This window comes from Synechocystis sp. IPPAS B-1465 (genome assembly GCF_003015225.1).
In the GTDB taxonomy this organism is placed as follows: Bacteria; Cyanobacteriota; Cyanobacteriia; order Cyanobacteriales; family Microcystaceae; genus Synechocystis.
In genome coordinates this window covers 2,548,901-2,565,290 of sequence record NZ_CP028094.1, presented here as the reverse complement: position 1 = coordinate 2,565,290, position 16,390 = coordinate 2,548,901, and the positions used below count along the sequence as shown (strand labels likewise).

At 47.6% G+C, this 16,390-nt stretch carries 19 protein-coding genes and 1 pseudogene; 10 read left to right on the top strand and 10 right to left on the bottom strand.

The window, feature by feature from the left end; all coding sequences use genetic code 11:
• Positions 1 to 59: 59 nt before the first annotated feature.
• The 3 genes from thiS to C7I86_RS12045 all read right to left on the bottom strand — a co-directional run bounded on the left by thiS (position 60) and on the right by C7I86_RS12045 (position 2,394).
• Positions 60 to 275, bottom strand: coding sequence for a sulfur carrier protein ThiS (thiS, locus tag C7I86_RS12055; RefSeq protein ID WP_010873492.1), 216 nt, complete (start codon positions 273 to 275; stop codon positions 60 to 62).
• Between the two features lie 25 nt (positions 276 to 300).
• Positions 301 to 1,497 carry a saccharopine dehydrogenase family protein gene (locus C7I86_RS12050; protein ID WP_010873491.1) on the bottom strand — a complete coding sequence of 399 codons (1,197 nt, stop codon included), beginning with the start codon at positions 1,495 to 1,497 and terminating at the stop codon, positions 301 to 303.
• A 93-nt stretch (positions 1,498 to 1,590) separates the two neighbouring features.
• Positions 1,591 to 2,394, bottom strand: coding sequence for an alpha/beta fold hydrolase (locus C7I86_RS12045; RefSeq protein ID WP_010873490.1), 804 nt, complete (start codon positions 2,392 to 2,394; stop codon positions 1,591 to 1,593).
• A gap of 62 nt (positions 2,395 to 2,456) precedes the next feature.
• Between C7I86_RS12045 and sixA the strand changes: the two genes are divergently transcribed.
• The 3 genes from sixA (at position 2,457) to C7I86_RS12030 (ending at position 5,630) form a co-directional block, all read left to right on the top strand.
• Positions 2,457 to 2,951, top strand: coding sequence for a phosphohistidine phosphatase SixA (sixA, locus tag C7I86_RS12040; protein WP_010873489.1), 495 nt, complete (start codon positions 2,457 to 2,459; stop codon positions 2,949 to 2,951).
• A 193-nt stretch (positions 2,952 to 3,144) separates the two neighbouring features.
• On the top strand, positions 3,145 to 4,338 hold the full coding sequence (locus tag C7I86_RS12035; RefSeq protein WP_010873488.1) for a citrate synthase: 1,194 nt from the start codon (positions 3,145 to 3,147) through the stop codon (positions 4,336 to 4,338).
• Positions 4,339 to 4,460: 122 nt separating this feature from the next.
• Positions 4,461 to 5,630, top strand: coding sequence for a pyridoxal phosphate-dependent aminotransferase (locus C7I86_RS12030; protein ID WP_010873487.1), 1,170 nt, complete (start codon positions 4,461 to 4,463; stop codon positions 5,628 to 5,630).
• A gap of 42 nt (positions 5,631 to 5,672) precedes the next feature.
• Here C7I86_RS12030 and C7I86_RS12025 read toward each other — a convergent pair.
• A pseudogene (locus C7I86_RS12025) lies at positions 5,673 to 5,795 on the bottom strand (transposase); the annotation flags it as partial.
• Between the two features lie 58 nt (positions 5,796 to 5,853).
• Between C7I86_RS12025 and C7I86_RS19520 the strand changes: the two are divergent.
• Positions 5,854 to 6,027: a transposase gene (locus C7I86_RS19520; protein ID WP_020862148.1), complete on the top strand. Its 174-nt coding sequence runs from the start codon at positions 5,854 to 5,856 to the stop codon at positions 6,025 to 6,027.
• Positions 6,028 to 6,130: 103 nt separating this feature from the next.
• Here the strand turns inward: C7I86_RS19520 and C7I86_RS12015 are convergent, their stop codons facing one another.
• Positions 6,131 to 7,636: a WD40 repeat domain-containing protein gene (locus C7I86_RS12015; protein ID WP_010873485.1), complete on the bottom strand. Its 1,506-nt coding sequence runs from the start codon at positions 7,634 to 7,636 to the stop codon at positions 6,131 to 6,133.
• Positions 7,637 to 7,946: 310 nt separating this feature from the next.
• Between C7I86_RS12015 and C7I86_RS12010 the strand changes: the two genes are divergently transcribed.
• Entirely contained in the window at positions 7,947 to 8,369 is a 423-nt protein-coding gene (locus C7I86_RS12010; protein WP_010873484.1) for a hypothetical protein, read from the top strand.
• A gap of 164 nt (positions 8,370 to 8,533) precedes the next feature.
• On the opposite strand, the gene C7I86_RS12005 is transcribed toward C7I86_RS12010, so the two are convergent.
• A complete protein-coding gene (locus tag C7I86_RS12005) occupies positions 8,534 to 8,857 on the bottom strand; it encodes a DUF3082 domain-containing protein (protein WP_010873483.1) in 324 nt (107 codons plus the stop codon).
• Between the two features lie 153 nt (positions 8,858 to 9,010).
• Between C7I86_RS12005 and glcD the strand changes: the two genes are divergently transcribed.
• Together glcD and C7I86_RS11995 are read left to right on the top strand one after the other, a co-directional pair.
• A complete protein-coding gene (gene glcD, locus C7I86_RS12000; protein ID WP_010873482.1) occupies positions 9,011 to 10,489 on the top strand; it encodes a glycolate oxidase subunit GlcD in 1,479 nt (492 codons plus the stop codon).
• Positions 10,490 to 10,661: 172 nt separating this feature from the next.
• Positions 10,662 to 10,955, top strand: a complete 294-nt coding sequence (locus C7I86_RS11995) for a PQ-loop repeat-containing protein (protein WP_041425837.1) — start codon at positions 10,662 to 10,664, stop codon at positions 10,953 to 10,955.
• Positions 10,956 to 11,111: 156 nt separating this feature from the next.
• On the opposite strand, the gene C7I86_RS11990 is transcribed toward C7I86_RS11995, so the two are convergent.
• Positions 11,112 to 11,375 (bottom strand): hypothetical protein, encoded by a 264-nt coding sequence (locus C7I86_RS11990; RefSeq protein WP_041425836.1) that lies wholly within the window; start codon positions 11,373 to 11,375, stop codon positions 11,112 to 11,114.
• A gap of 112 nt (positions 11,376 to 11,487) precedes the next feature.
• On the opposite strand from C7I86_RS11990, the gene C7I86_RS11985 reads away from it, so the two are divergent.
• Both C7I86_RS11985 and C7I86_RS11980 read left to right on the top strand, forming a co-directional pair.
• Positions 11,488 to 12,273: a hypothetical protein gene (locus tag C7I86_RS11985; RefSeq protein WP_010873481.1), complete on the top strand. Its 786-nt coding sequence runs from the start codon at positions 11,488 to 11,490 to the stop codon at positions 12,271 to 12,273.
• A gap of 9 nt (positions 12,274 to 12,282) precedes the next feature.
• Positions 12,283 to 12,768: a PIN domain-containing protein gene (locus C7I86_RS11980; RefSeq protein WP_010873480.1), complete on the top strand. Its 486-nt coding sequence runs from the start codon at positions 12,283 to 12,285 to the stop codon at positions 12,766 to 12,768.
• Positions 12,769 to 12,803: 35 nt separating this feature from the next.
• Here the strand turns inward: C7I86_RS11980 and C7I86_RS11975 are convergent, their stop codons facing one another.
• From C7I86_RS11975 to efp, 3 genes are all read right to left on the bottom strand, one after another.
• Entirely contained in the window at positions 12,804 to 13,697 is an 894-nt protein-coding gene (locus C7I86_RS11975) for a BMC domain-containing protein (RefSeq protein ID WP_010873479.1), read from the bottom strand.
• A 229-nt stretch (positions 13,698 to 13,926) separates the two neighbouring features.
• Complete coding sequence (accB, locus tag C7I86_RS11970) at positions 13,927 to 14,391, bottom strand: acetyl-CoA carboxylase biotin carboxyl carrier protein (protein WP_010873478.1); 465 nt, start codon at positions 14,389 to 14,391, stop codon at positions 13,927 to 13,929.
• A gap of 107 nt (positions 14,392 to 14,498) precedes the next feature.
• A complete protein-coding gene (gene efp, locus C7I86_RS11965) occupies positions 14,499 to 15,062 on the bottom strand; it encodes an elongation factor P (RefSeq protein WP_010873477.1) in 564 nt (187 codons plus the stop codon).
• 46 nt (positions 15,063 to 15,108) lie between these two features.
• Here efp and C7I86_RS11960 point away from each other — a divergent pair, with 46 nt between their 5' ends.
• Positions 15,109 to 16,317, top strand: a complete 1,209-nt coding sequence (locus tag C7I86_RS11960) for a peptidylprolyl isomerase (protein WP_010873476.1) — start codon at positions 15,109 to 15,111, stop codon at positions 16,315 to 16,317.
• Positions 16,318 to 16,390 lie beyond the last annotated feature (73 nt).

The window sequence follows — 16,390 nt, the reverse complement described above, 5'->3', positions numbered from 1 at the left end:
AAAAAAAATTTGGGGCTAAGAACCATTCTAGGCGGTGCTATACCACTCCCCATTAAAAGCTAGCCGCCTCCCACAATGGTAACTACCTCCAGGCGATCGCCGTTTTGCAATTGGGTTTCCGGCCAAAATTGTCGATGGAGAATTTCACCGTTGTATTCCACCGCAATTAAGCGGAGGTTAAACCCTTGATTTTGCAAAAAATCCGGCAATGTAACTGGACTAGAAGCGATTTGGCGATCGCCGTTGACGAGGAGGGTAATGGGGTCAGAAGTCATTAAAAATTGAGTTAAAAACTAATCACTAATCGTCAAAAGGAAAAGGGCCGTTGACTACTTCGTGCCAGGGCAAACCCATTTCCCCCAATTTGGCGAGGAACGGATCGGGGTCCATTTCTTCCACATTGAATACCCCTGCTTGCTTCCATTTGCCCTGTACCATCATCAGTCCCCCCAACGCGGCGGGCACTCCGGTGGTGTAGGAAATGGCCTGGGAGCCTACTTCGGCAAAACAGACAGCATGGTCGCAGTTATTGTAGATGTAATAGGTTTTGGCTTGACCATCTTTAACGCCCTTGATGTAGCAACCAATGGAGGTTTGCCCCGAATAATTTTCCGCCAAGGAAGCGGGTTCCGGTAACACAGCCTTGAGAAATTGTAGGGGGACAATTTTTTGCCCCTGGTATTCCACTTCATCAATGCGGGTCATACCCACCGCCTCCAGCACCCGCAGATGGTTAATGTAAGCTTCCGAAAAGGTCATCCAAAAGCGGGCCCGTTTCAGGGTAGGAATATTTTTCACCAGGGATTCCAATTCCTCGTGGTAGAGCAAATAGGAAGGGCGATCGCCAATGTGGGGATAGTTAATATCCCGGTGAACGGAAAGGGGATCAATTTCCTGCCAAACCCCATCTTCGTGGTAACGGCCCTTTTGGGTAATTTCGCGAATATTAATCTCTGGGTTGAAATTGGTGGCAAAGGCCTGACCATGGTTCCCCGCATTACAATCCACAATGTCTAGGTAATGGATCTCATCAAAATGGTGCTTGAGGGCATAGGCAGTAAAAACTCCCGTTACCCCTGGGTCAAAGCCACAACCCAACAGAGCCATTAACCCGGCATCCTTAAACTTGTCTTGGTAAGCCCACTGCCAACTATATTCAAACTTGGCCACGTCGGGAGGCTCGTAATTAGCGGTGTCGAGGTAATCCACCCCCGCTTCTAAGCAAGCATCCATCAACACCAAGTCCTGGTAGGGCAAAGCCACGTTAATGAGCAAGTCGGCCCCAAAGTCCTGTAGGAGTTTGACCGTGTCACTAACCTGAAAAGCATCCAGGGCAGCAGTTTTAACCTTGGGGGAACCAATGTGAGCCGCAATTTGATCACATTTGGCCACCGTGCGACTAGCCAGAAGAATGTCTGTAAAGTCCTCTAAAGCCGCGCATTTGTGGGCCACCACACTGCCCACGCCCCCAGCTCCCACAATCATTACTTTAGCCATTGTTAAACCCTCCAGTGCCCCAAAAGCTGTCCCCCAAATATTAGCTTAAAACGCGAGAAGCCCCGCGCCATAAACCTGTCTTAGGGTCACCAGTTAAACGAATTCATTTTCCTGTAAATAATCGGCGATCGCCTTGGTGATTTCCGTTGGGTTAGCCAGATGGGGAAAATGCCCCGGAGTATCAATCCAATAAAGTTCACTATTTTTCATAATCCTGTAAAGATAAGCCCCCACTGTGGGCGGCACAAAAATGTCCTCCTGGGGTTGCACGATTAAGGTCGGGATCTCCACCTGGGCCACCTCCCGACGGTAATCGGACATGATGATGAGACTAAATACCACCAAGCCAATGTCAGGACGCAGTTGCAAAAGACAATGGGAAAATTCTTCCACCAATTCTGGCTTGTTGGGATCATTAACCGCCGCCGGGGCATAGGTGCGAATCCACTCGGCATAGTTATGGCTCATTTCATTGAGAATTGTGGCGATTTTTTCTTGGCTAAAACCGCCTTTATAATCCCCATCATCCCGATAGCGGGGGGAACCACAAATGAAAACCATGCCCTTAAACAAATTCGGATCCCGCAAACTGGCTAGCACCCCAATCATGCAACTAGCAGAGTGGGCAATTAGAATTCCCTGACGCACCCCTGCCAAATGGGCGATCTCCATCAAATCATCGGCATAATCCTTGAGGGAATTGTAATTTTGAATATCAAAATCTTTGCTATTAGCGGGTTTACTGCCAGGAAAGTCAAATAAAACAATGCGATAATTTTCTTCAAAGGCCGGATAGATAGAGCGCCAAGCGTTTTGTTCACTCCCAAACCCATGGGCAAAAACTAAGGTTTCTTGGGAATTAACATTACCTAAAACTTGGATGTTGTATTTTTCCATGGCTTTCTGCTTGAGTTTGCCGGCCCATCGCCTCTAACTTCCCTATTTTATCGGTCATTTCTATGGAACTTTACCTTATTCGTCACGGCATTGCCCAGGAACAGTCCCCGGATATCCCCGACGGCGATCGCCAGTTGACTAAAAAAGGTAAGGACAAAACCCAGCGAGTGGCCCAACGCCTCCAGGCGATCGGAGTGGAATTTGACCTCATTCTCACTAGTCCTTTAGTACGAGCTCAACAAACAGCACAGATTCTCATGGACCAGGGGCTTGCACCCCAATTGGAAACCTTTTCCTCCCTCGCCCCCGGGGAAGACATTCCCCAAGGCATCAATGATTTAAAAGAAGAATATCGCCACCGCAGTCACCGTTGCCTTGCCCTAGTGGGTCATCAGCCGGATTTGGCCAACTGGGCTGAATATCTCACTTTTGGTAGCCCCCAAGGCAAATTAATTGTTAAGAAAGCTGGCATTATTGGTTTAACGTTGCCTTCCTGGGACTGTCCACCGGGTGAAGGGCAACTGTTTTTGCTCACTCCCCCCCGTTGGCTGGTCTAGATCTAGCCCACAATTGATCGAATGATCGAAGCTCGTCGGACCAGTACTGGGCTCAATCCAGGGGTGAAGGTAAATTTCCAGAATTCCTTCAGATTCCCTAATATGGATATGGGGACAGGCTGGCCCGGGCCGGCGCAATTTTTTGTTAATCCAAATCTCTAAGCAACAACAGTAGTGGCATTGTCCGTTATAGGTGAATTATATGATGACTGATAACGAAGTGTTTAAAGAAGGCCTAGCCGGAGTCCCCGCCGCTAAATCGAGGGTGAGCCATGTGGATGGCACCGACGGTATTTTGGAGTACCGGGGCATTCGCATCGAAGAATTAGCCAAATCCAGTAGTTTTATCGAAGTAGCCTATCTGCTCATCTGGGGTAAATTGCCCACCCAGGCAGAGATCGAAGAGTTTGAGTACGAAATTCGCACCCATCGACGCATTAAGTACCACATCCGGGACATGATGAAATGTTTTCCCGAAACAGGGCACCCCATGGATGCCTTGCAAACTTCAGCGGCGGCCTTGGGATTGTTCTATGCTCGACGGGCCTTGGATGACCCCAAATATATCCGGGCGGCGGTGGTGCGTCTGTTAGCCAAAATCCCCACCATGGTGGCAGCTTTCCACATGATCCGGGAGGGTAACGATCCCATTCAGCCCAATGATAAATTGGATTACGCTTCCAACTTCCTTTACATGCTGACGGAGAAGGAGCCAGACCCCTTTGCCGCCAAAGTGTTTGATGTGTGTTTGACCCTCCATGCTGAGCACACCATGAATGCGTCCACCTTTTCGGCCCGGGTAACGGCTTCTACTCTCACGGATCCCTATGCAGTGGTTGCCTCGGCGGTGGGGACTTTGGCGGGGCCGCTCCACGGGGGAGCCAACGAAGAAGTGCTAAATATGCTTGAAGAAATTGGCTCAGTGGAAAATGTCCGCCCCTACGTGGAAAAATGCCTGGCCAACAAACAGCGCATCATGGGCTTTGGCCACCGAGTTTATAAAGTCAAAGACCCCCGGGCAATTATTTTGCAGGATTTGGCTGAACAGTTATTTGCCAAAATGGGCCACGACGAATATTACGAAATCGCAGTGGAGTTGGAAAAAGTAGTGGAAGAATACGTGGGTCAAAAGGGCATTTACCCCAATGTGGACTTCTATTCCGGTTTGGTTTACCGCAAGCTAGACATCCCCGCCGATCTGTTTACGCCCCTATTTGCGATCGCCAGGGTGGCGGGTTGGTTGGCCCACTGGAAGGAACAATTATCAGTCAATAAAATTTACCGTCCTACCCAAATTTACATCGGTGACCATAATTTATCTTATGTTCCCATGACAGAACGGGTAGTTTCCGTGGCCCGCAATGAAGACCCCAATGCGATTATTTAAACTGAGCTTAATCGTGTTGATCTAAATCGGCTCAATTCCAGCTCCCTTGCTGGGGTTGGCATGCTCTGTCTGACTAGCCTTAGCCATTTTTTGCTGTTGTTTACCCCAGGGATGTTTTGATTATGCGACTAACCCAGCGAGTTAGCCAAGTTGTGCCTTCCATCACCCTTGAAATTACGGCAAAGGCCAAGGCAATGCGGACTGAGGGCATTGATGTGCTTAGCTTTACCGCTGGGGAACCGGATTTTACCACTCCCCCCCACATTGTGGAGGCGGCCAAATTAGCCTTGGATGAAGGGAAGACCCGCTATGGCCCCGCCGCCGGAGAACCGGCCCTCCGTCAGGCGATCGCCAAAAAGTTACGGGAAAAGAATAATTTGCCCTACGAGGCGGCCAATATTTTGGTGACCAATGGGGGTAAACATTCCCTGTTTAACCTAATGCTAGCCATGATTGAGCAGGGGGATGAGGTAATTATTCCCGCCCCCTATTGGCTCAGTTATCCAGAAATGGTGCGTTTAGCCGAAGGAACCCCAGTTATTGTCAACACCACAGCGGCCACGGATTACAAAATCACCCCAGAGCAACTACGGCAGGCCATTACCTCCAAAAGTAAGCTGTTTGTGCTGAATTCTCCTTCCAATCCCACCGGGGCAGTTTACACTCCTGCCGAAATTAGGGCTTTGGCGGCGGTGATTTTGGAATATGAGGATTTATACGTAGTTTCCGATGAGATTTATGAGCGCATTCTCTACGATGGCACAGAGCACCTCAGCATTGGTGCGGTGAACGACGAGATTTTCCAACGCACCATCATTAGTAACGGTTTTGCCAAAAGTTATTCCATGACCGGTTGGCGGGTGGGTTACCTGGCGGGGGAATTACCCTTAATCCAAGCCTGTAGCACCATCCAGGGCCATAGCACCTCCAACGTTTGTACCTTTGCCCAGTACGGGGCGATCGCCGCTCTGGAAAATCCCCAAACCTGTGTGGAGACCATGGTCAAAGCCTTCACAGAAAGACGACAGGTGATAGTGGAAGGCATCAATCAAATTGCAGGGCTGAGTTGTCCTAATCCGAAAGGAGCATTTTATGTTTTTGTGGACATTGCTAAAACGGGGCTTAATTCCCTGGAGTTCAGTGCCCGATTATTAGAATCCCACCAGGTGGCGGTGATTCCTGGAGCGGCGTTTGGAGCCGATGACTGTGTGCGTTTTTCCTACGCTACCGATATGGACACCATTAAACAGGGTTTGGCCGAGTTAGAGCGGTTTGTCAGCACTTTGGCTTGAGCAACCGTCCAACCCGTTGAGAGGAGTCAGTTTTACTCCCTGTAGGTAACGTTTAATTCGGTCATGGCTCACGCCATCGAGATGCTTGGCAAGGTTTGTTAGGGTGTAGTTAGTTGGACTGCTCAGTAAATACTGACAGTAATCTAAACGAGTGAAAAAAGTCATCCTACCACCTTAACCTCATCTATCTTGCGTAAGTCCTGTGGGGGTTTTAATCGGGATTATGCGTGATATAGCAAAAGCTGGGGGTGAGGTTATATTTTTACCGTCATATTCACCGGACTTGAACAAAATTGAGAAGTTCTGGGCGAAACTAAAACGTTATGTTTCCCAACTTGTTAGTAATGGAGAATCGCTGATTTCTGGATTTGATGTAGCGTTGAGAAAATTGTCCTAACTATCTCGCTCTTTGCTGTACTGCTTGCAAGGCCAAAGTGGCATTGAATTCGGCGCTATACTGTCTTTTCTTTTGGCTCATAAACTTTCCTCGGTTGCGGTTTTTAGTTTAGAGCTTTCTCCCCTGTCCGCTTTTTTGGGGCCACCTCAACCCGCCAGACCCGGATACCTTGTTGAGGAATATAAACCGCCAGAGTTGTACGGTCAGCGCTCAGAGCCGAGGGGCCAAGGGGAAATCGGAGATCACTCTTTGCCCTTTCCTCTGTTGGTTGTAAATCCAGCTTTTGCCGAGCCTCTCCCGTTTGTGGATCCCACACCTGGAAAGCACCATCGCTACCCACAAAAATTCCCTGTTCCGTCCAATACAAAACTTCAGCCCGGTCAGCCTTGGCAATGGTCTTGACTTGCTTTGGCGATCGCCAATCCCAAACGGAAAGGGGGGCACCTTGACCCAGAGCAACGGCCAATTGTTCTCCATCCGGGGAAAATGCCAGGGACAAAACCCCCGCTGGCTGGTTACTGGTTAGGGCTGTAACTTGTTTCTGGTTGCCTATATCCCAAATTTCAATGCGATCGCTATAAAGTCCGGGGGGAAAAGCCACTAAACGACCATCAGGACTAATTGCAATGGGCACACTGAATCGTTCCGTGGGGGCCAGATCGGCATTAATGGTTTGCAATAATTTCCCGGTGTCTAAGTCCCAAACCTTGATGTTATGGGGTTCTGGCTCATTTGCCCAGGCATCCACCGACGCCAACGTTACCAGCTTATTATCGGCGATCGGATAGGCTAATTCTCCTCCTTCTAAGCGCATTTGCACTGCACCGTTGGTTAAATCCCGCACCTGCACTTGCTGAACAGCCGCAGTGATTAACTGTTGGCCATCCTTGCTAAATTCTAGAGATGAAAGAATATCTTTTAGGGTTACTGAGCTATTGGGCTTGGTCTTAAAGGAATATAAAACCTTTTTGCGGGGCAAATCCCAAATTTCAACCTTGTCTTCCCCATATCGCACCGTTACCACCGCCAGTTGTTGACCGTTATCACTGAGGGCAAGGTCTTTAGGCCCACTTTCATAACCCTTCAGTTCACCTACCACCGGAAAAGGATCATTTCCGGTCGGTTTTTCCATGACCAATGCCGGGGGAGCCAGGCCAACATAAAGGACAACAGTGGCAAAAAAGTAGGTTAACAGTAAAACAATGCCAATTAACTTTTCCCGCTTAATTTGAGAAAACTGCTTAGTTCCCAGGGTTGCACCGATAACGGCCCCAGCAATGGAACCGAGGGGAGCTAAAAACACAAACATCATCAAAAACCACAGCCCCGAATAGGGGCCACCAACAAGGGAAGCTGGATTCGCTTCGATGGGTAATAGGCCGATGAGTACCATACCAATGAAGGAGCCAAATATGGCCGGTTTGATTAACCATCCCCTGGGGTTGGGAGAATCTGATAAATCCGATAAATTTTTTCCCCGCCAAATTAGAGTAGCGATCCAGCCCACCACTGACCCCACAACACTGGCAATTACAAAACTAACCAGGGTCATGCGTAAGAGTTTAGGTAAAACCAATGTCATGAATGTGTCTAGGTTCAGATAACTCATCGCTTTTATCCCAATAAGAAATGGCCGTGGCAAAAGACTAGGCTAACTTTGTCCATATCCTGACAAACTCAGCCATAAAAACAGATACAGTTCTCTGAGCTTGTCTAGTTTTTCAACAATATGGTAGTGCCATTTATACACTCCCGTGCCGACCAATGGCAATGGTAAAATAGTGAATTTAAATTAAGAAAATGATGATTTCTTTAGTTTCTGTTCAAATTACATTAGCAACCCAATGTTTGTTATTAAGATATACACTTAACTCAGAATAATCATCTGCTTACAATCACTCATTGGAGGTCGGAATTAAATGTCATCTTTTAATCAGATAACTACCATTTTCAGTCGAAAAGTTCAGATTGGACAACTTACGGTGCCAGTGGCAATAGCTTTTTATCTTTTAGTCTTTTCTGCTACTGTCTGCATTTTAAATTACAAATATTTGCAAGAATATAATCAATTGATGGAATATATTAAAAAATATTACCCGGACATTTATGAGGAAATACGTCAGAAACCAGACGTTGGCAATATGGCCTATTCAAAGGGATATAAACGCCTAAAACCATTGATTAAACTTTCCAACAGTATGGATTCATTCGATGATCCAAAATTAAACAAACTCGTATCTCAGTTTATCAAGTTCGACAGAAATTTTATGATTTTTAGTTCAGTTTTAATAGCTATTACTATGATTATTGGCTTAGCCGTGGGCATCCTTTATTTAAATTAGGCCATCAATTGTTTAAAATGGAAGAGATAACGAGGGAAATTAGCTCCACAACTTTACAAATTGCATGGTTTACATGCTCCCCATGGCTAGAGCTGGGGGCTTTTCAAGCACGCTCTTACGGTGATTTTTCGTTAAAGTTGATTGGAAAAACTAAACTCCCCCAGCTAACTTTCCCCATTATTACGGTCGGGTTGTTTTTGCAGAATTAACTGAACCATCAACAAAATTAAGCCGATCGCCACAAAGGCAAAAATAAAGGTGCCCATGGAAGCTAATCCCAGCACCAAAGTTCTCACCGCCGAAGCAATGCGCTGGACAATGGGCTTATCAGACAACACCGGCTTACTGGCAAAACTAACGGCGATCGCCGAAGTCAAAAGATATAAACCCCAAGCTAAGGTCGCGGAAATGCCGGAACCGACCAAACATCGTAGGGGCGTAGGAGGAACAGGTTCTTTTTTTTCTGGTTTGGGGGAATCTTCGCTCATATTTGGGAAAATTTGACGAGGGTTTGGGCCGAACAAATGGATAGCTGAAAATAATCGTAATTTCGCTAGCTAGTTTCCCTATTGTACTACTGACGCTGCTGTCCACCGCAAAATCCACTAGAATTTGGCATAGGTACTTTTCCCTTCCCCACCATGGCCATTTTCTCCCCCGTCAACGCCGTTACCGATATTATTCCCCAGCTCGAAAAAATTGTTGGCCAGGATGGAGTAATTAAACGCAAAGACGAGCTATTCACCTACGAATGCGACGGTTTAACGGGTTATCGACAACGGCCGGCCCTGGTGGTTTTGCCCCGCACAACGGAACAGGTAGCCACAATAGTGAAACTTTGTCACGATCGCCAAATTCCTTGGATTGCCAGGGGGGCTGGCACAGGGTTATCGGGGGGAGCCTTGCCGGGGGCCGATAGCCTATTGATTGTCACCACTCGCATGCGGCAAATTTTGGCAGTAGATTACGACAACCAGACCATTGTTGTCCAGCCGGGGGTGGTGAATAACTGGGTTACCCAAACCGTTAGTGGGGCTGGCTTTTACTATGCCCCTGATCCTTCCAGTCAGATTGTCTGCTCCATTGGCGGTAATATTGCGGAAAATTCCGGTGGAGTTCATTGTTTGAAATATGGCACCACCACCAACCATGTGCTGGGCTTGAAACTGGTTATTCCCGATGGCTCCATTGTGGAAGTAGGGGGGCAAGTCCCCGAAACGCCGGGCTACGATTTAACCGGTTTATTTGTTGGTTCCGAAGGAACCCTAGGCATCGCCACAGAAATCACCCTAAAAATTCTCAAAACCCCAGAATCTATCTGTGTCGTATTGGCGGATTTTCTTTCTCTCGAAGCCACCGCCCAATCCGTGGCCGATATCATTGCGGCGGGCATCGTCCCAGCGGGCATGGAAATTATGGACAATTTCAGCATCAATGCGGTGGAAGACGTGGTGGCCACCAATTGTTACCCCAGGGATGCGGCGGCCATTTTGTTAGTGGAACTGGACGGTCTGCCCATCGAAGTGGAATTAAACCAAGCCAAAGTAGAAGAAATTTGCCGCAACAATGGAGCCCGCAACACGGCGATCGCCTACGACCAAGAAACCCGCCTAAAAATGTGGAAAGGAAGAAAAGCGGCCTTTGCGGCGGCGGGTAAACTAAGCCCCAGTTACTTTGTCCAAGATGGTGTGGTACCCCGGACTCAATTGGTACAGATTTTAAGCGACATTAATGATTTAAGTAAGAAATATGGCTTTGCCATTGCCAATGTTTTCCATGCCGGAGACGGTAATTTACATCCCCTAATTTTGTATGATCAAAAAGTACCAGGAGCCTGGGAAAAAGTGGAAGAATTGGGGGGAGAAATCCTTAAACGCTGTGTGGAATTGGGGGGAAGTTTATCCGGAGAACACGGCATTGGCATTGATAAAAATTGCTTTATGCCCAATATGTTCAACGAAGTAGATTTAGAAACAATGCAATGGGTCAGACAATGTTTTAATCCTGATAACTTAGCTAATCCTGGTAAGCTTTTTCCTACCCCCCGCAGTTGTGGAGAAGTGGCCAATGCCCAACGGCTTAACCTAGGCCAGGACAAGAAAATGGAGGAAATTTATTGACCCTAAAACAAAAAACTGACAATAATCTCCCATGGCTCCAAAAAGTCTGAGAAAGTCAACAAATGGTTAAAAATGGCTAAATGGGAAGGTTAATTAACTTTTAGAGCAAATAGGATTTGGATAAATTCAGATAATCGTTCCACATTGTTAAACCAGCGTTAAAAAAGCATCGATGCAACAAGAACCAGCAAATCAAAATCTCAGGGCCATAGGATGGATCGGCGCTTTCATGTTGGCAGTTTGTGGCATCCCCCAGGCCTACGAATGTTGGCTGAATGGCAATGCTAACGGTTTGTCTCCCTTGTTTTTAGGATCGTGGTTTATCGGGGAAGTCCTTACGCTGGTGTTTGTTCTTTATGAGCAGGCAAGAACTGATGCTAATATGTGGCCCCTTTTATTTAACTACGCCATTAATATCTTGACTATTTTTGTGATGATTTATTACAAAGTATTTCCTGTTATTTAAAACCAGAAAGTTTTTGTTAACCAATTAACCTGTACCTTTGGCGATCGCCTACGATCAAAAAACTGCAGTTGTAGAGATGTTACCAATGCCTAGCGAAATGATTTGCTCAATAAGCAAACAATCATTCAGGAAAAACTCACTAGCAAGGTTAAATAATTACAGCAAATTTTGTGGGTAAAATAAAAACAGTTGACATTCCTCAATTGTTAACTCATATCTAGAACGCTTGCGAAAATTTTCCTGCAAATAACCTCTCCCCCGTTCTTCAGTCCATCCCAAGCGCCTCATTTCCTTTAATATTAATTCCAATTCTGGACATAACTCAATCACACCGGCAATTAATCGGTAGCACTGGCGACTACCACCAAGAAAAAGCCCCGTCAACTCCGGAGTAAGAAAGGGAAGACAGAATGATCCCATAGCGCAGTGTCAAAAAAAGCAAATAAGCTGACCCTCTCCCATCTATCCACAGAGTCGATTACTTGTTATTCTCACTGTAGAGGCCACGCAATCAACTCCGTGCCAACCTACAATGACCCAAAGCTATGGAGATACCACGATTGAAACAAGCTTGACTGGAGCAGGGATATCCCCCGGCAAAGTCAGGTCGAAGGATATTGGCGAATTAATTGCAGCGACAGAAGAAATAATCAGCACTTACGTTCATGATAAGCATTCCGAGATCCGTACCAATGACATCATAGTCGGTCTGAAAAACGTTAAAGGTGATGGCTATATCCTGGAGTATGAGCCTAGTCTACCCGAAATCACGGTTCCTGCCTTTGAAGCCGTTTCCCATTGCATAGAGACCCGCAAGCTCGAAATTCTTCCCTCAAAAACCGTTGAAAGCATTGCCAAGATTCGTCAACTCTCTAAGAAAGGAGGATTTAATACGGAATTTTATGCCGTCAATGGGAGTCGTAAATATCTAACCTCAATCAATCAAACATTAGAAATTCCTGCATCTATTACAATGCAAGGGGAAACCACACTCTACGGAGAAATCATTCGAGTCGGCGGCAGTGAACCCAAAGTTGCGATCAAAATGATGTCCGGTAAAATACTCTACTGTGATGCTAAAAAGGCGATCGTTCGTCAAGCTGGGCAAAGATTGTATGAGATTGTTGGCATCAGGGGGAACGCCGAATGGAGAATGAATGACATGGAAATCCAGTCTTTTCAAATCATCGAGTTCACGGACTACCAAGACTCCCCAATAACAGAGACCTTTAATCATCTTAAACAGAGTATCAGCGATGCTTTCTCCCACATCGATGACCCAGTCTCCTACTTTGCCGAAAGCCAAAATGGAGATTAATGCACTGAAATGAGTATTATTTGTCTTGATACAAATATTGTCGTGTGGGGCATTCAAAGGCAATCATCCTCCGACCGTCAAGAAAACATCCCAAAGGCAGAAGCTCTAATGAATCAGCTGGAAGCCAACCGCAACCATATCATTATACCGGCTCCCGTTTTTGCCGAGTTACTGATGGGATGCAATCCTCAAGACAACCCAAGAGTCATGGAAGAGATTTCTCGAAGGACCAAAATAGTACCATTTGACGTTCCAGCGAGTATTGAATACGGCAAAATCCATATCAATAAGTGGGGGCTGAGGGAAGAATTAGGCATCCAGCGGGAAAAGATGAAAATTGACATGATGGTCTTAGCTGTTGCCCTAGCCCAGAAAGCATCATGCATCTACTCGGAAGACGATGACATACACAAGTTGGGCAAGGAAATCATCGAGGTCCGCAGAATGCCCAGCATAGCCCTTCAGGGAAATCTCCTTGATGCCCAAAATACCTAAGCCGGCTTCCAATAGCCCTCTAACGCCCCGTTTAGCTAATCAATTTCTGGACCTAGCACTTCCACTATGGGCTTTTCCGCCTCTTTTTCTAGAACTAAGGGAGCTTCTGTTTTCTCTTGCAAAGGCAACGGTTTTGCCTGACGTTGGGGTACTACAGCCTTTTCTAATTCCGGTAAGGCCACCAATTGCCGTTGTTTTTCCCGGACTTGATTGGGCAGTAACATCGGTAGAGGTTCATTTTCGTCCAACCAATAGGTGGCTACTGGCAGGGTATGTTCCAAATCCTCTAACAATCGGGGAATGATCATTACTGCGTGGAGTTCCCCAATGCGTTCTGCTTCCTGCATCCCCACCTCGATCGCCATGGCCACATTGGCCACCGTTCCCCGGACAATGGCGGTGCAAAGGCCATCTCCAATAATTTCGTAGGAAGCTAGCTGCACATCGGCGGATTTGAGCATGGCATCGGCGGCCCCCACCATAGCCGGAAAACCTCTGGTTTCCAATAGGCCAATGGATCGATTGCTCAAACGACTGTAACCCCGTTGCTGTTGAGCAAGTTCTACCAGATGACTACCGATGGGGAATACCGCCTGGAGGTTGGGCATGGGCCGGGGAATAACCAATTTCGACACTAACTGGCCAAACTGTTCTGCTGTTCTGGCCCCCTCTTCCACTGCTAGGCGCACATCGGCCACCTTGCCCCGTACCACTGCGGTACAGTAGCCACTGCCAATTTTTTCGTAGCCCACCAGGGTCACTTGGGAAGATTTCAGCATCATGTCTGCTGTCCCCACGATCGCCGGAAAGCTTCTGGTGGAGACTAACCCCAGGGCACTATCACTGGGTTGATGTTGATTTATTTGCTGATAACTGGGGCGCGGGGAACGGGCAATGGGGACGCTAGTCATTGTTGGGGAAGTCGGCACAACTGGAAAAGATCAGGGCCGCTGTGGCGATCGCCTTCTATGATAACCCACCGAGTTGGAAGCACCCAAACGGTATCTCGAACCAGGGTCAAGCAGAATGGAGTTTAGATCCTGTGCCGCGAAATTTGGGTTTCTATTCTAAATGGCTCCACTAAAACTCAAATGATAGGGGGGGGGTTTACCGAAGTTCCTTGCAAACTTCGGGGCAAAGGACATTTTAAAGGGACCTCTAGGGTTTAATCCACATTAGGGTTTGACCGTATTCCACCGGCTCCCCATTTTCCACCACAATCTCCATCACTTGCCCCGCCACTTCCGCTTCAATTTCATTCATTAACTTCATTGCTTCAATGATGCACACTCCCTGGCCTTTGCTGACTGCATCTCCCACTTCCACAAAGGGAGGCTCATCCGGGGCTGGGGCTCGGTAAAAAGTACCCACCATGGGGGAAACGATCGCCGTCCACTTTTGATCCGCTGGGGATGGGGCCGCAACTTCGGGGGAGGGAACTGAGGCAGAAACCACCGGGGCAGGCTGGGGGGCGATCGCCTGAGGGACAACGGAGATGCCGCCGGCCATACCATCCTTACGGACTGACACCTCAAAATCGCCGCTTTTTAGACTGAACTCCGTGATATTACTTTGGGAAATTACCCCCAACAATTCCCGCAGTTCCGTAAAGTTAATAGCCACGAATTACCCACCCCCCAATACAACAAAATACGATTAGTAAAGCTTGAGCTGACCAATGAGCCTACGGGTTAAAATCCATCTACCCAATTGATCAAGTTAAGCACAGCTTAGGCATTGTCCCGTCCTAGGTAGGAACCATCCCTGGTATCAACTTTAATCCTTTCTCCCTGGGCAATGAATAGGGGCACCATTACCTGGGCACCGGTTTCCAAAATGGCTGGCTTGGTGCCGCCAGTGGCCGTATCTCCCTTCACACCGGGGTCAGTTTCAACAATTTCCAGCACAACGCTGGTAGGCAATTCCACATCCAGAATGGTGCCATCCCAAGTGACAACGCTGACTTCCATCTCCTCTTTGATGAATTTGGCCTTGTCTCCCAGGGTATCGGGGGCAATGCTCACCTCTTCAAAGGTTTCCATATCCATAAAGACATATTGGTCCCCATCTTTATAGGTATGTTGCATCACTGATTTTTCGATGTTGGCCTGGGGCACCGTTTCCCCCGCCCGGAAAGTTTTTTCCACCACGTTGCCGGTTTGAACACTTTTGAGCTTGGTCCGCACAAAGGCGGAACCCTTGCCTGGTTTAACGTGGAGGAATTCCACCACCTTCCAGACTGCGCCGTCCATCACAATACTGGTACCTGTGCGAAAATCGTTACTGGATATCATGGAAGCCAAGGAAGACTCAAAAGTTCACCCAACATTCTACTAGGGGATGGGGGCGTTGAAGTGGGAAAATTTTGCTGTTGCCCCCTATGCTGGAGAACAAACCACAATCATTATGATGCAAATTATTAAAACTCCCCTGGGGATAATTACCCGACGGGGCCTGCAATTGAGCTTGTTGTCCTTGTTGCTAACCATGCTATCTCTGACATGGGCTATGCCGGGATGGAGCTTGCCTTTGAACCAGCCGATGCTGTTGGGTGCTTTGGCCCAGGGCAATGCCATTACGGATCCCAATGCCATTTTGCGCTACGCTCTGCCCATCGATAATCCAGAGGTGCGGCGCTTGCAGGACAGCTTGGAAGATATTTCTAACCACATCCGGGCTAAGCGTTGGCCGGCGATTAAAAAAGATGTGCGGGCGGCTAATCTGACCATCACCTTGAAGGAAGATAAGATTCTTGCTGGGGTACCGGCCGATCGCCAACCGGAGGCGGAAACTTTATTGGGCAGTATCAAAACCGATTTAACTGCCCTAACCGAAGCAGTAGAGGCTAAGGATAAAGAACAGGTGATTAGCTTCCGTAAATCAGCCCTGACGGCGATCGGGGATTTGGAAGCCCTGATGGTGACGGATTTCCCCTTTGCCATTCCTGAAGAATTTGCTAATCTTCCTCAACTCAAGGGCCGGGCCACGGTGGAAATGACCACCAATAAGGGTCCCCTGACCATTGTGGTGGATGGCTACAGCGCCCCCATTAACGCCGGTAACTTTGTGGATTTGGTGCAACGCAAATTCTATGACGGTTTACCTTTTATCCGTTCGGAAGATTTCTTTGTGACTCAAGCGGGGGATCCCCCAGGGCCAGAAGCGGGCTTTATTGACCCCCAAACCAAAGAATACCGGGCCATTCCCCTGGAAATTTTGGTCAAGGGAGAAGAGGGCCCCATCTATGGCATGACCTTGGAAGATGCCGGCATGTACTTACCGGAATTGGCCTTACCTTTCAATGCCTACGGGGCGATCGCCTTGGCTCGGCCGGAAACGGAACCCAATGGTGGTTCTTCCCAATTTTTCTTCTTTAAGTTTGATACCGAGCTAACTCCACCGGGGTTTAATTTGATGGATGGCCGTTATTCGGTCTTCGGTTATGTGGTGGACGGGAAAGAAACGTTGGAACAGTTGAGTGAAGGGGACAAAATTGTTTCCGCCAAAGTAATTAGCGGTGCAGACAATTTAGTTAACGGCAATAGTTGATAAATCAGTGAACCATTGTCAGAAACTTTATTAAGGGAGGTAAAAATACCTCTCTTTTCTTTATTTTTTGAGA